11 protein-coding genes are annotated in these 14,360 nt (G+C 63.1%); 3 read left to right on the top strand and 8 right to left on the bottom strand.

The features are described from left to right. Positions 1–8: 8 nt before the first annotated feature. Positions 9–1,076, top strand: a complete 1,068-nt coding sequence (locus DI606_RS05745) for a PA0069 family radical SAM protein (RefSeq protein WP_293980505.1) — start codon at positions 9–11, stop codon at positions 1,074–1,076. Here DI606_RS05745 and dnaE read toward each other — a convergent pair. Continuing rightward, positions 1,073–4,618 carry a DNA polymerase III subunit alpha gene (gene dnaE, locus DI606_RS05740; RefSeq protein WP_293980504.1) on the bottom strand — a complete coding sequence of 1,182 codons (3,546 nt, stop codon included), beginning with the start codon at positions 4,616–4,618 and terminating at the stop codon, positions 1,073–1,075. The genes DI606_RS05745 and dnaE overlap by 4 nt on opposite strands. Before the next feature lie 123 nt (positions 4,619–4,741). On the opposite strand from dnaE, the gene DI606_RS05735 reads away from it, so the two are divergent. Beyond that, on the top strand, positions 4,742–6,547 hold the full coding sequence (locus DI606_RS05735) for a diguanylate cyclase (RefSeq protein ID WP_293980503.1): 1,806 nt from the start codon (positions 4,742–4,744) through the stop codon (positions 6,545–6,547). On the opposite strand, the gene DI606_RS05730 is transcribed toward DI606_RS05735, so the two are convergent. Both DI606_RS05730 and DI606_RS05725 read right to left on the bottom strand, forming a co-directional pair. After that, positions 6,533–7,222 carry an ABC transporter ATP-binding protein gene (locus tag DI606_RS05730; RefSeq protein ID WP_293980501.1) on the bottom strand — a complete coding sequence of 230 codons (690 nt, stop codon included), beginning with the start codon at positions 7,220–7,222 and terminating at the stop codon, positions 6,533–6,535. The genes DI606_RS05735 and DI606_RS05730 overlap by 15 nt on opposite strands. Continuing rightward, positions 7,215–8,465 carry a lipoprotein-releasing ABC transporter permease subunit gene (locus tag DI606_RS05725; protein WP_293980499.1) on the bottom strand — a complete coding sequence of 417 codons (1,251 nt, stop codon included), beginning with the start codon at positions 8,463–8,465 and terminating at the stop codon, positions 7,215–7,217. The genes DI606_RS05730 and DI606_RS05725 overlap by 8 nt, the downstream gene beginning before the upstream one ends. 469 nt (positions 8,466–8,934) lie before the next feature. Here DI606_RS05725 and DI606_RS05720 point away from each other — a divergent pair, with 469 nt between their 5' ends. Next, positions 8,935–9,399, top strand: a complete 465-nt coding sequence (locus tag DI606_RS05720; protein ID WP_293980498.1) for an Hsp20 family protein — start codon at positions 8,935–8,937, stop codon at positions 9,397–9,399. Between the two features lie 137 nt (positions 9,400–9,536). Here the strand turns inward: DI606_RS05720 and DI606_RS05715 are convergent, their stop codons facing one another. The 5 genes from DI606_RS05715 to DI606_RS05695 form a co-directional block, all read right to left on the bottom strand. Further along, positions 9,537–11,465 (bottom strand): potassium transporter Kup, encoded by a 1,929-nt coding sequence (locus tag DI606_RS05715; protein WP_293980497.1) that lies wholly within the window; start codon positions 11,463–11,465, stop codon positions 9,537–9,539. A 113-nt stretch (positions 11,466–11,578) separates the two neighbouring features. Beyond that, on the bottom strand, positions 11,579–12,223 hold the full coding sequence (locus tag DI606_RS05710) for a tetratricopeptide repeat protein (RefSeq protein WP_293980495.1): 645 nt from the start codon (positions 12,221–12,223) through the stop codon (positions 11,579–11,581). After that, positions 12,220–12,630, bottom strand: a complete 411-nt coding sequence (locus DI606_RS05705) for a cytochrome c-type biogenesis protein (protein ID WP_293980494.1) — start codon at positions 12,628–12,630, stop codon at positions 12,220–12,222. The genes DI606_RS05710 and DI606_RS05705 overlap by 4 nt, the downstream gene beginning before the upstream one ends. Next, on the bottom strand, positions 12,627–13,154 hold the full coding sequence (locus DI606_RS05700; RefSeq protein WP_293980492.1) for a redoxin family protein: 528 nt from the start codon (positions 13,152–13,154) through the stop codon (positions 12,627–12,629). Before DI606_RS05700 ends, DI606_RS05705 begins: the two co-directional genes overlap by 4 nt. Then, positions 13,151–14,360 (bottom strand): cytochrome c-type biogenesis CcmF C-terminal domain-containing protein (locus tag DI606_RS05695; RefSeq protein ID WP_293980490.1); only part of this gene is annotated, 1,210 nt, incomplete at its 5' end. The genes DI606_RS05695 and DI606_RS05700, both read right to left, overlap by 4 nt.

Below are 14,360 nucleotides of genomic sequence, written 5' to 3'. Positions count from 1 at the left end.
TGTTGGCCATGGCAGTGGAAAAGGGCAGAGGCGCGACACTCAACGGCGAAAGCCGCCGCTTCAATCTGTCGGAGCGGCAAGCCGATGGGGATTGGCTGGACACCGTAGACATGCTCGACGGCCCGGTGCCGCGCCGCCGGACAGAAGTCACGATCGAGCACCCCATCACCATCCTGACTCGTAACGCCAGCCCGGATATCAGCTTCGACCGATCGATCAACGCCTATCGCGGCTGCGAGCATGGCTGCATCTACTGTTTTGCGCGGCCCAGCCATGCCTATCACGATCTGTCGCCCGGCCTCGATTTCGAAACGAAGCTGTTCGCCAAGCCCGATGCCGCCAAACTGCTGCGGGCCGAACTGTCCCGGAAAACCTATCAGGTCGCCACCATCGCGATGGGGACCAACACCGACCCCTATCAACCGGTCGAAAAGGATTGGCGGATCACGCGGGCGATCCTCGAACTGCTGGTGGAAACCCGGCATCCGACCTTCATCACGACCAAGTCCGACCGCATCCTGCGAGACATCGACCTGATCGCCGATTTGGCGCGGGATCGGCTCGCAGCTGTCATGCTGTCGGTGACCAGCCTCGATCCCGCGGTTGCGCGGACCCTGGAACCGCGCGCGCCGCATCCGATGCGGCGGCTGGAGGCGATCCGCCGCCTGACCGACGCCGGGATACCGGTCACCGCCAGCATATCGCCCGTCATTCCTGCTATCACCGATCATGAGATGGAATCGCTGATCGCTCGGGTGGCGGAGGCGGGAGCGCGGGAAGTGACCTATATCCCGGTGCGCCTGCCGCATGAAGTTGCACCCCTGTTTCGCGCATGGCTGACGGAATATTATCCCGACCGGGCGGCAAAAGTGATGGCGATCATCAATGACTTGCGTGGAGGACGCGACAACGATCCCGGGTTCGGCAGCCGCATGAAGGGGCAAGGCGTATGGGCCGACCTGATCCGCACCCGGTTTCTGAAAGCGCGTAAACGAGCGGGTTTTTCGGCTGAAAAGCTGGTGTTGCGCACCGATCTCTTCCGCCCGCCGGAAGGAGCGCAGATGCGATTATTTTAGCTGACGAGGCGCAATGGCGTCCGTCGCGTCCGGGTGCGATAACCGTCCGCCTTCACGTCCATACGCTCGAAGCTGTGAATCGCCAGCCCCTTGATCGTTGCGATGGCATCCACCTGATCGGCGCCAAGGCTGTAGGTATCGCCCAGAAACAGCCGGACGGCCTGACCGCTACCCAGAGGCGCCCGCAGGAAGACTTCGCTGCGGCCTCCCCCTGCGCTCGCCAGCAGAAGAGCAAGAGCGGAGACGGCAGCATCGTCTTCCACGTCCACGACAAGCTGCATCCGTGACGCGCTGGCAATGTTGCGGAATGGTTCGACCGCGCGAACGGTGACGCGCGGCGTTTCCTCACCGGGCAGGCGATCCAGTTCGACCGTCAGCAATGCGCAGTCGCCGTCGCGCGCCATATCCTCTATCGCCTTGCAGGCAGGCTCGTCGAAGCAGCTGGCCTGAAACTGCCCGCTCTGGTCCGAAAAGGTGGCGCTGGCGTAACGCGCACCGCGTTTGGTTTCGCGCCAGCGCACATCCTCGACCATGGCGGCCATGATCGTCATCGACCGCCCTTCGGCATTGGGGGCGGGCATCGGCGATTGACAGATGACGCCATAGCTTTTCGCACCGCGCGCATCGGCGAGATGGCGGTAACGGTCAACCGGATGGGCGGAAAAGTAAAAGCCGAACGCTTCCTTCTCCTGCGCCATGCGATCCGCCACGGTCCAAGCCTGATGCGGGGGAATACGCACGTCTGCATGCGGCGTTTCGACGTCACCGAACAGGCCGCCCTGCCCACTTTCGCGCGCGGCGGCGTTGCTGGAGGCGACGGAGAGTATCGTTTCCGCTGCTGCATGGACACCTGCGCGGTCGGCGTGGATGCCGTCGAATGCCCCCGCCGCAGCGAGGCTTTCGAGCTGCCGGCGGTTGAGCAGGCGCGGTTCGATGCGGTCTGCGAAATCGTCGAGACTTTTGAACGGTCCCGCTGCGTCCCGCTCGGCAACCAGTTGTTCCATCGCCTTTTCGCCCACGCCCTTGAGACCGCCCAAGGCGTAACGCACCGCAAAGCCCAGTCGGGCATCCTCGCCGTTATGCGACACAGCTTCGACCGAAAAATCCGCCAGGCTGCAATTGATGTCGGGGGCGAGGCAGGTCAGCCCCATGCGCCGCATATCATCGACGAAGATTGTGAGCTTGTCGGTCAGATGGATGTCGAACGCCATCGACCCGGCGTAGAATTCCGCCGGATAATGCGCCTTGAGCCACGCGGTCTGGTAAGCGAGCAGCGCATAGGCTGCCGCGTGGGACTTGTTGAAGCCATAGCCTGCAAACTTGTCGATCAAGTCGAACAGCTCGTTCGCCTTCGCCGCCGGAATGGCGCTCCGCTCCGCGCAGCCCTGCACGAAGCGGGCGCGCTGCGCGTCCATTTCGGCCTTGATCTTCTTACCCATCGCGCGACGCAAAAGGTCGGCGTCGCCAAGGCTGTAGCCCGCGAGAATTTGCGCGGCCTGCATCACCTGTTCCTGATAAACGAAGATGCCGTAAGTTTCCTCGAGGATCGGCTTTAGAAGGATATGCGGATATTCGATGTCCTCCTGGCCGTTCTTCCGGCGCCCGAACATTGGGATATTGTCCATCGGGCCGGGACGATAGAGGGAGACGAGCGCGATAATGTCCCCGAAATTGGTGGGACGTACCGCAGCGAGGGTTTTGCGCATCCCTTCCGATTCGAGCTGGAACACACCGACCGTGTCGCCGCGCTGGAGCAGTTCGTAGACCGCCGGATCGTCCCACGCGAGTGTGTCGAGATCGACATGCACGCCGCGCTGGTCGAGCAGCTGCACCGCCTTTTGCAGGACAGACAGGGTCTTCAGCCCCAAAAAGTCGAATTTCACAAGGCCCGCGCCCTCGACATATTTCATGTCGAATTGCGTCACCGGCATGTCGGATCGCGGATCGCGATAAAGCGGCACTAGTTGGGACAGCGGACGGTCGCCGATGACGACTCCCGCCGCGTGGGTGGATGAATGGCGGGGAAAGCCCTCCAGCTTCATCGCGTAATCGATCAGGCGGCGGACCTGATTGTCATTGTCATATTCCGCCCTGAATTCGCTCACACCGTTCAGTGACCGCTCTAGCGTCCAGGGATCCGTCGGATGGTTGGGGACCAGTTTCGCCAGGCGGTCGACCTGGCCGTAGCTCATCTGAAGCACGCGTCCGGTATCCTTAAGCACGGCGCGCGCCTTGAGCTTTCCGAAAGTGATGATCTGCGCGACATGGTCGGACCCGTATTTCTGCTGAACGTAACGGATCACCTCGCCCCGCCGCGTTTCGCAGAAGTCGATATCGAAGTCAGGCATCGACACGCGTTCGGGGTTGAGGAAGCGCTCGAACAGCAGGCCCAGTTGCAACGGGTCGAGATCTGTGATGGTCAGTGCCCAGGCAACGAGCGATCCCGCGCCCGACCCGCGCCCCGGCCCCACCGGAATGCTGTTGTCCTTCGCCCATTTGATAAAATCGGCAACGATCAGAAAATAGCCGGGAAAGCCCATCTGGATGATGATGTCGGTTTCGAATGTCAGGCGGTCATAATAGGGCTGACGCGCCTCGGCACCGATGATGCCCGCCTTTTCTAGCCGCATTTCCAGGCCTGCCGCTGCCTGCTCGCGCAGCATGGCGGCTTCTCCCTCGATATCGCCCGCCAGGCTCGGCAGGATCGGCTTGCGCTTGGGCGCGGCGACGGCGCAACGCTGCGCGACGACAAGGGTGTTGGCAAGCGCTTCGGGCAGGTCGTCGAACAGGCGCTTCATTTCACCCGCCGGTTTCATCCAGGCATCGGGCGAACTGGTGCGGCGATCGGCGGTATCGACATAGGCGCTGTCGGCGATGCACAGCATCACGTCGTGCGCTTCGTGGAAATGGGGTTCGGCAAAGCAGGTGGGGTTGGTCGCGACCAGCGGCAGATCGCGCGCATAGGCGAGATCGAGCAACGCCGCCTCCGCCTTCCCTTCGACCGCATCGAAACGGCGGCAAATCTCCACATAGAGACGGTCGGGGAAAAGTCCTTCGAGCCGCTGCGCATAGGCAAGCGCCGCGTCGGGCTGATCCTCCGCGAACAGGCGGGCAAGCGCTCCTTCCCCGCCTGCGGTCAGTGCGATCAGGCCCTGCGTCCTACCCTCCAACGCGTCGATCGTGACATGGGGCACTTCCTCGACCGGTCGATCCAGATGCGCCATCGATACGAGCGCGCACAGATTGTCGTATCCAACCGCATCCTGCGCATAGAGCGCCAGCCAATCGTGGACCGGAACCGCATTGGTCGGGCGACCGGGCCGCAACACGCCCAGCATCGCACCGATGACCGGTTGAACGCCTTCGTCCCGGCATGCGTCCGAAAACGCCATCGACCCGTAAAGGCCGTTTCGGTCGGTAATGGCGGCGGCGGGGAAGCCCAGAGCCCTGGCCTGTTTCGCGATCTTCTTGGGGTCGATAGCGCCTTCGAGCATGGTGAAGGACGAAAAGACGCGAAGGGGAACGAAGGGGGCGTGAGGCATGGCGCAGTCTAGCCGGATCGCACGATTCGACGCCACCCCCCGGCGCGGGAAATCTGTGGGTAAACGCCCGATCGCCGATGCTTAATCAATTGCCAACTTGTCGGCCCTATCCCGTTTGAGATCATGCGCTTGTCCACGATCACCAACTGGGCCTACGGGGCGACCGTTCTCCTCACTCTTGCTTCGGGGGCCACCATGCTGATGGCATCGGGCGCGGAGCAGCGGGAACGGGCGGCCGTTGCGGAACGATCGACCTTCGATCAGTTAACCTCGACGCTGGAAGAGGATGTGTATCGCCTGACCGAGCAGGCGCGGGGCTATGCCATTACCCGCGATCCAAGCCACCTTGTCGCCTATCGCCGTGAGTTGCAGGAGGCCCGGTCGGTGGAGCAGCGGATTTCGCATCTCAAGGACGCCGGCGCCGATGAGAGCGAACTGGCGGCCCTGCGGCAGGCGCTGCACTGGGCGGACGCGCTGACCGAATCGCAGCAGACCGCAATCGCCGCGGTCGACAAGGGTGACGATGCCGCCGCCCGCACGATCCTGTTCGGCGATGAATATGGCCGCGAACTGGACCGTATCGCCGCGCAGGTGGGCAAATTCCAATATATGCTCGGTCAGCGGACGAACCACGCCGTCGAACGCGCGACCGATAGCGCGCGGCAATGGCGGAGCATGTCGGAGATCATGCTGGCCATCACGGCGCTGCTCTTCTTGTGCGTGCTCTACTTCGTACTGAAACAGCGCATCCTGCGCCCCGTCGTGCGCCTCAGCGATGTCGTCACGCGCCTCGCCGCGCAGGATTTCGCCGCCGTCCCACCCGATTTCCCTCAAGTGGACGAGATCGGCGACATGGCGCAGGCCGTGCGCATCTTTCGCGAGAACGGGCTGGAGCGGCAGCGGCTGGAAGAGGAAAGGGATGCCGATCGGACGATGCGCGATCTGCTGTCGCGACTGACGCAGCGGCTTCAGGGGTGTGCGTGTGTCGACGATCTGGTCGATGTGGTGCGCCGCTTCGCGCCAGAGATCGCACCGGACTATCCAGGTCGCCTTTATATTATCGACCATCATCGCAATGCGATGCTTCAGGTGTGCGATTGGCTGTCCCCAAGCCATTCGCAGACTGAGTTTGCGCCGCTGGCGTGCTGGGCGCTCCGCCGCACACAGACGCATCGTCCCAATGGAGAAATGATCGACATTCCGTGCGACCATCTGAGCGGCGCCGGCAGCTTGTCCACCATCTGCATACCGCTGGCGGCGCAGGGCGAAAATATCGGGCTTCTTTATTATGAGGAACCGGCGGTTTCGACCGACGAGCGACGTGAGCGGACCGGCAAATATCTGGAAATGCTGGCGGAGAATATCGGCCTCGCGCTCGCCAACCTGCGATTGCGCGATGCGTTGCAGGCCATGGCCATGGCGGACGCTCTGACAGGCCTGCCCAACCGGCGACAGTTCGACATTCTCTATCAGACACTGGTCGCCCAATGCCACAGCGAGCGCCGCCCCCTCGCCTGCCTTATGATCGATATCGATCACTTCAAGCGGTTCAACGATAGCCACGGCCACGATGCGGGGGACGCAGTGCTGCGCGCGGTGGGATCGGCATTCGGCGAGTCGCTGCGGGAAGCAGGCCATGCTTTTCGACTGGGCGGTGAGGAGTTCGTGCTGCTGCTGCCAGGCTTCACACTCGACGAAGCGATAGGCCGCGCTGCACAGATTCAGCGCCGCGTCCAGAGCCTGCGGGTGGAACATCGCGGCGTGGAACTGGAGCCGGTCACTGCCAGCTTCGGCCTCGCCGCCTTTCCCGATCACGGATCGCCGGAAAGATTGTTGAGAGCAGCCGATTCCGCCCTGCTCCGCGCCAAGGCGGAAGGGCGGAACCGCGTCACGGTCGCAACGCGACGGGATGCGTCAGAGGCTGCCTGACGCCGCTTCCAGCACGCCTTCGTGGAGCCGCACGACTCGATCCATCTTCATGGCCAATCGTTCATTATGAGTGGCGACAAGGGCCGCCGACCCTTCCTGTCGCACGAGGCGCAGGAATTCGGCGAGCACCACGTCAGCGGTCCGTTCGTCAAGGTTCCCGGTAGGTTCGTCCGCCAACACCAGCGCCGGTCGATTGGCGAGCGCACGTGCAACAGCGACACGCTGCTGCTCGCCCCCCGAAAGCTGGCTGGGCCGATGATCCAGCCGATGACCCAGGCCGAGCGCGGTCAGCAGCGTTTCGGCACGGGTGCGCGCCGCGGCAGGTTCCACGTCGCGGATCACCTGAGGCAGGACGACATTTTCCGTTGCGTTGAAATCGGGCAGGAGATGATGGAACTGGTAGACGAATCCCAGAGCATCGCGCCGCAATCGGGTGCGGCCGTCATTGTCGAGACGGGCCGCTTCCTCGCCCGCGATCATGATCGAACCGTCGAAGCCGCCCTCCAGCAGGCCGACCGCCTGAAGCAGGGTCGATTTGCCCGAGCCCGATGGTCCCAGCAGAGCGACGATCTCCCCCGGTCCGACCGACAGGTTAACGCCGCGAAGCACTTCGATTGTGACGCCGCCCTGGGTGAAGCTGCGGGCAAGCCCTGCGACTTTCAGAATGTCACTCATAACGCAGTACCTGCACAGGATCGGTGTTGGCAGCCTTGAAGGCCGGGTAAAGCGTTGCAAGGAAGCTGAACAGCAGCGCCATGACGCAGATGATGGCGATCTCCACGGGGTCGGGTTTGGCAGGCAGCTCCGTCAGGAACCGGATCGAGGGGTCCCAGAGATTCTGACCGGTCACGAACTGGATCGCATTCACCACGCTCTGGCGGAAGAAAAGGAACGTAAAGCCCAGCGCCATCCCCGCCGCCATGCCGAGCGCGCCGATGGTGACGCCAACCGTCATGAAAATCTTGACCAGTCCGCCACGGCTCGCCCCCATCGTGCGCAGAATGGCAATGTCACGGGTCTTCGCGCGGACCAGCATGATGAGCGACGAGAGGATGTTGAACACGGCCACGAGAACGATGATCGACAGCACGACGAACATCGCGACGCGCTCGACGGCCAGCGCCTCGAACAGGCTGGCGTTCATCTGCCGCCAATCGGTGATGACGGCGCGCCCAGCGACCTTACCGGCGAGCGGCGCGAGGATTTCTCCGACCCTGTCGGGGTTGGCCGTTTCGACTTCGATCATGCTGACGACGTCGTTGAGCAGCAGCAGCGTCTGCGCGTCCTCGATCGGCATGACGACGAACGCCTTGTCATAGTCATAGACGCCGACTTCGAAAATGGCGGCGACCTGATAGCTGATCTGGCGCGGGACGGTACCGAAGGGCGTGGAGCGCCCGGCGGGGTTGATGATCGTCAGACTGTCGCCCAGACGAATGCCCAGATTTTCCGCCAGCCTCGATCCGATGCCGATCTTTCCGGCGTTGGCGGTGAGTGCGTTGAGGTTACCCGAAAGCACCTTCCCCTTGAGCGTTTTATTCGCCCGGATGTCCGGCACGGTCATGCCGCGCACCAATACAGCCTCCACGCGCCCGTCGAACGTTGCAAGCAAGGGTTGTTCGATCAGGGGAGTCGCGCTGGTAACGCCCGGTGTCGCCTTCGCATCCCGCAACACCGATTGCCAGTCCGGCAAGCGACCGCCATATCCCTGTACCACCGCGTGGCCGTTCAGCCCCACGATCTTGTCGAACAGTTCGGCCCGAAAGCCGTTCATCACGCTCATCACGATGATAAGGGCAGCGACGCCCAGCATAACCGCGACGAGGCTGATGCCGGCGACGAGGAAGATGAACCCCTCCCCCTTCCCCGGCAGCAAATAGCGCTTTGCGATCATGCGTTCGTAGCGGGACAGAATCATGCGGCGCGAGCGGCCTTTGCGGAAAGGAGTGATGGCGCCCCGTCTAGAAGGCGTCGCGCATAACGGCAAGCGTTGCCGAATTGTTGCATTGCCGCCACATGTCCGCATCGAAAATCACAGCGGCCCGATTTTGCCCGTGACACCGGCCCGCGCCGGTCATAGCAAGATCAGCGAAGCACAGGTGAAAGGCCGTGGTTCAGGGATACTGCATCCCGCTTCGAGCTTAGGGGGCTGAGAAGCGGTTGAGGCAGACCAAGGGGGAGACGAGCAATCGTCCATTAAGCGCCCGGATCGTAAAGCTGCGATCCGGGCGTTTTTTTGTGCTTTTTCGGTCGCAACTTCCATCTTGAAACGCCGGAACGTCGAACCATATCGTCATCGTCCGGTCGCCTTAAGGGATCGGGCAATCGTATCGCCGGACGCCTTATGGGTTCGGCATGATCATTTTGCTCTTAGGGAGATGATGACAATGCGTGCTTTTGACCTGACCCCCTATCGCCGCTCGACCGTGGGTTTCGATCGTCTGTTTGACCTGATCGAAAATAACGCCCGGTTGCAGCAAAGCGACAATTATCCGCCCTTCAATATCGAACGCCTGTCTGAAGACCGGTATCGCGTCACGCTGGCCGTGGCCGGGTTCCGATCGGACGAGATCGACATCACCGCGCAACAGAACCTGCTCCAGGTGATCGGCCGCAAGGATGACGCGTCGAGCGACCGTTCGAAGTTCCTGCACGTCGGGATCGCGAACCGCAGCTTCGAACGCCGGTTCGAACTCGCCGATTTCGTGCGGGTTGAAAAGGCGGATCTGGCTGACGGCCTGCTCGTCATCGAGTTGGTGCGCGAGGTGCCTGAGGCGATGAAGCCCAAGAAGATCTCCATCAATGGAGGTCAGTTGGTCGACATCAACGCACAGGATCGCAGCGCGGCCTGACCGGCCACAGCCTCGCGACAGATGGGGCGCGACCTGATACAGGCCGCGCCCTTTTACTGCCCGGACTTCAAACGCATCCCTCTGGCATAAGCCAGCGCGCCCTTCAGACCCATGGATATTCTTGCTGCTTGCTATCGTCAGATTTCGACCTGGCTACCCAGTTCGACGACGCGGTTGGTGGGTAAACGGAAGAACTCCATCGCACTTTCCGCATTGCGCAGCATCCAGGCAAATATCTTTTCCCGCCAGAGCGGCATTCCGGGCTTGGCAGAAGCGAGCAGCGTCTGGCGCGCGAGGAAGAAGCTGGTGTCCATCATGCGGAACGCCTGCCCGCAACCCGTCACATTCTTGAGCGCGGCGGGAACATCGGGTTCCTGCATAAAGCCGTAATAGAGCACAAGGCGGAAGAAACCGCGCCCCAGATCCTCCATCTTGATGCGGCAGTCGTCCTCCACCGCCGGGACATCCTTGATCTTCACCGTGAGCAGGATCACACGTTCATGCAGGACTTTGTTATGCTTGAGGTTGTGAAGCAGCGCGTGGGGAACGCCGTCGGGGGTCGAGGTCATGAAGACGGCAGTCCCCGGCACCCGAACCGCGCTGTTGGCGGCAGACGCGACGAAGACAGGAATGGGCATCGCCGCTTCGCGCAGGCGATCCTGCACTAGTCGGCGTCCCCGCGACCAAGTTGTAAGCAGCGTGAACACCACGAAGCCAATGAGCAGCGGGAACCACCCGCCATCGGGCACTTTGGTCAGGTTGGCGGCCAGATATGCGCCATCGACGATGTAGAAGATCGTCAGCAGGGGCGCGGCATAATACCATTTCCACTGCCATAGACGGAACAGCACCACCGTCAGTAAAACATTGTCGATGAACATAGCGCCGGTCACGGCGATGCCATAGGCGGCGGTCAAATTGGACGACGTCTGGAACACCAACACCAGTAGGATCACCATGACCATCAGCCCCCAGTTGATGAGGGGGATATAGATCTGGCCGGCGGTGGACGCGCTGGTGTGCGCAATGCGCAGGCGTGGCATGAAACCGAGCTGGATCGCCTGCTGGGTCACGGAAAATGCGCCCGATATCACCGCTTGCGACGCGATGATCGCCGCGAGCGTCGCCAGCACCACCAGCGGCAACTGACCCCATTGCGGCGCCAAATTGTAGAAGGGGCTGTGCAGGGCGGCTGCCCCTTCGCGATAGAGCAGAGCACCCTGCCCCATATAATTCATCATCAGCGCAGGCAGGACGAAGAACATCCAGGACACCCGGATCGGGTTGCGTCCGAAATGCCCCATATCGGCATAGAGCGCTTCGGCCCCGGTGACCGCCAGCACGACCGACCCCAGCGCCAGAAAGGCGGGCAGCGGATCGGTCATGAAGAACATGAAGGCCCAATAGGGGTTCAGCGCAAACAGGATGCCCGGCGTCTTGACGATCGACAGGATGCCGAGCGCCGCGATCGTCACGAAGTAGAGCAGCATCACCGGCCCGAACAGCGTCGCCACCCGGTTCGTACCCAGCCCCTGGATCCAGAACAGGCCGAGCAGGATGAGGATTGCCACCGGCAGGATCGCCGGAGACAGTTCGGTATTGTAAACGGCCAGCCCCTCCACCGCCGACAGGACGGACACCGCCGGGGTGATCATCGAGTCGCCATAGAAAAGCGCGGTCGCGAACACGCCCAGCAGCACGATGCCGCGCGACCAGCGCGGCGTGCGGGTCTGCCCGTTGATAAGCGCCAGGAGAGCGAGGCTGCCACCTTCGCCCTTGTTGTCGGCGCGCATGATGATGCTGACATATTTCAGCGTCACGACCAGCATCATCGACCAGAACATCAGGCTGATGACGCCGAGGATATGATCGGGATCGAGGTCGAGATGATGATGACCCGCGAAGGTTTCGCGGAACGCATAGAGCGGACTGGTGCCGATATCGCCGAAGACGATGCCGATCGCGCCGACGACGAGCTTCAGCGTCGCCTTCTGCCGCGCGTGACCGTGACCGGCGGACTCATCGTCCGCGTCAGTCCGTGCGGTATTGGGAAGAAGATCAGCCACGGATGGCAGGCCGAACGATCATGAAGCACCAGGCTGAAACGGGACTCATCCCTTGCATTCGCGGCCCCTATCATGGCTCCCGATACCGCGCAATCGCGCGGGAGGACGCCGCCTCATTGCGGGACGGGGCCGCCGCTGCGCAGGATTGCGTCGATACGCCCGATTGCACTTTCCAGTTCCGCACGCAACTGACTGTCCTTGGGGGCACGGGCGACGAGCGGTGCCCAGAGGTCGCGCGCTTGCTGCAACTGCCCACTGCGCGCCAGCGCGAGACCGTAGAAGTAGCGGGGGGCGGGACCGTCCGGATCGATCGCCAGCGCCCGACGATAGGCGAAGGCTGCCGCCGGCGAGACGACCCCATCGCCATGCGCGACCAGAGCGTTACCGAGACCGAGCCAGAGGCTGGGGTCGTTCGGCGAAGCACGAAGGCCCGACAACAGGACATTGGCCGCTTCCCTGGTCTTCCCCTGGCGGGCCAGTCCATCGGACAGCATCATCCATTGCGCGGCAGGGCCGAAGCGTTCGGCAAGGCCGCGGCGGCGCTCCGCCAGCTTTTCGTCGAAGGCGTCTTCCTCTGCCTCCCGTGGCTGCTTGGGCGCGCCCGGCAGATCGGCGCGCCCCTGCCAGGCATAGCCCGCCATCCCGATGAGCAAGGCTGCCGCCGTCACTTCCCGCGCCGACCGGGGAATGCGACCGACCAACAGCAGCGCGACGAACACCAGCGCGACAAGGCCCAGCGCGATCAGCCATCCTGTCATAGGCGCCTCCTGCCGCCGATCCGGCGACGCATCAGGAACAGCCCCACTGCCAGCAGGAACAACGGCGCGGCCCAGAGAGGCCAGAGGATCGGCGCAGCGGTCGGTTCGTAACTCACCCAGTCGCCATAGCGGTCGACAAGCCAGGCGCGAATCGCCTCGGGCCGCTCACCCGCCATGATGCGCTCCCTGATCTGCGAACGCATGTCGCCGGCCATGCTGGCGTTCGAATCGGCGATGGACTGGCTCTGGCAGGTGAGGCAGCGGATCGTTTCCATCAGCGCCTTGGCTTTCGCCTCCCTGTCGGCGTCGGGTATCTGCCGGTTGGCCCAAGGCGCGGGCGGCAGGGCCGACTGGGCGGCCAGCGGCGAGGCGAGCGCCAGGAGGAAAAGGGCAAGTAGACGCTTCACCGCGCGGCTTTCAGGCGGTCGAGGATCATCGGCACGTCGTCGGCACGGATATCGCCGATATGCTGATAGGCGATGCGCCCTTGCGAATCGACGATGAAGCTTTCGGGAACGCCGGACGAACCGAGCGCGATCTGAACAGCGCTGCGCGCGTCCAGTCCTATGCGCGCATAGGGATTGCCGTAGCGGGAGAGGAAGCGGTCGACATCCGGGCGGGCGTCACGGATGGCGATGGCGTCGATCTCGACCCCGGCCTGCCTCAACGCCATCAATTGCGGGGCTTCGGCAGCACAGGGCACGCACCAACTGGCAAATATGTTGAGCAGGCGGGGCTTGCCGGTGGCGACCTGCGCGCTGGTAAGGCCTGGGCGGTCGCTGGCGGCGGGCGGGAGGGCGAAGGCGGGCAAGGGCTGCCCCACCAGCCGCGAATGGACGATGCGATCGTCGGGCTGGAACAGCCCGCTAGCGAACAGGCCGATGAAGGCGAGGAAGAGGACGAAGGGCGTCCAGATCAGCCACTTCCTCACAGCGCAGCCTTTCGCGCCTGCCACCGGGCGATCCAGCCGCGCTTTTCGCGACCGACCAGCGCCAGTGCGCCGCCCAGCGCGATCATGGCCCCGCCAAGCCAGATCAGGGTGACGAAGGGCTTCCACCAGATGCGCAATTGCCAGCGCCCGCCGTCGACCTCTTCGCCTAGCACCACATAAAGCTGACCGTTCCAGCGGGTAAGCAGCGCCGCTTCGGTCGTGGTGGTCGGGGGTGAGGCGAAGAAGCGCGACTGGGGATGGATCAGAACCGGTGCGCCGCCACGATCGACCTGCATGTCGGCCTGAAGCGCGGTCCAATTGTCTCCCGCCAACGGCGTGATGCCAAGGAAGCGCAGCGTCCACCCTGAGGTTCGGATCGTATCGCCGGGCCTTGCCGCGACGAGCTTCTCGCTCGTGAAGGCCGAATCGCTGGCCATTCCCGCCAAGCTGACGGCGCAGCCCAGATGCGCGATCACCATGCCCCAGGTGAACAACGGGGTGCGCCGCAGCTTGCGTCGCCAAAGCGGCAGGATGCTCGACACGCCGACGCCACCAGCGACGATGAGGCCGAGTGCGGGAAGCCAGCCGATGCGGTTACCTGCAAAAGCGAACAGCGAAGTAGACAGCAGGAACGCAATCATCAGCGGCAGCGCCAGTCGGCGCAAGAGTGGGCGCAGATCGTCGCGCCGCCAGCGCATCAACGGTCCCGCCGCCATCGCCACCATCAGCGCGAGCGCCAGGGGACCGGCGACCCGGTCGAAATAGGGTGCGCCCACCGATACCTTGTGCCCGAAGGCTTCGGTCATCAGCGGATAGAGCGTCCCGATCAGAACGATGCCGAGGATCACCGACAGCAGGAGATTGTTGACGACGAGGAAAGACTCTCGGCTAACCCATTCAAATAGCTGGCCTTCCTTGACCGATCCTATGCGCCAGCCGAATAAAGCCAGCGCCCCACCGATATAGATGGCAAGCAGCGCCAAGATGAAGCTGCCCCGTTCGGGATCGACGGCGAAGGCATGGACGCTGGTCAATATGCCCGACCGCACCAGGAAAGTGCCGACCATCGACATGGAGAAGGCGACGACCGCCAGCATCACCGTCCACGCCCGCAGGGAGTCCCGCGTCGCCAGCACGGTGACGCTGTGCAGCAGTGCCGTCGCGGCGAGCCAGGGCATGAGCGACGCATTTTCCACAGGGTCCCAG

Source organism: Sphingobium sp., from assembly GCF_003248505.1.
Classification (GTDB): domain Bacteria; phylum Pseudomonadota; class Alphaproteobacteria; order Sphingomonadales; family Sphingomonadaceae; genus Sphingobium.
Note: the sequence above shows the minus strand (reverse complement) of the source record. Positions and strands in the feature narration are given on the sequence as shown.

What these genes read in the sequence shown, in the direction of transcription:
- DI606_RS05730 (WP_293980501.1), bottom strand. Translation starts at nt 7,222, where the DNA reads ATGAGTGACATTCTGAAAGTCGCAGGGCTTGCCCGCAGCTTCACCCAG.
- DI606_RS05725 (WP_293980499.1), bottom strand. Translation starts at nt 8,465, where the DNA reads ATGATTCTGTCCCGCTACGAACGCATGATCGCAAAGCGCTATTTGCTG.
- DI606_RS05745 (WP_293980505.1), top strand. Translation starts at nt 9, where the DNA reads ATGGCAGTGGAAAAGGGCAGAGGCGCGACACTCAACGGCGAAAGCCGC.
- DI606_RS05735 (WP_293980503.1), top strand. Translation starts at nt 4,742, where the DNA reads ATGCGCTTGTCCACGATCACCAACTGGGCCTACGGGGCGACCGTTCTC.
- DI606_RS05720 (WP_293980498.1), top strand. Translation starts at nt 8,935, where the DNA reads ATGCGTGCTTTTGACCTGACCCCCTATCGCCGCTCGACCGTGGGTTTC.
- dnaE (WP_293980504.1), bottom strand. Translation starts at nt 4,618, where the DNA reads ATGCCTCACGCCCCCTTCGTTCCCCTTCGCGTCTTTTCGTCCTTCACC.
- DI606_RS05710 (WP_293980495.1), bottom strand. Translation starts at nt 12,223, where the DNA reads ATGACAGGATGGCTGATCGCGCTGGGCCTTGTCGCGCTGGTGTTCGTC.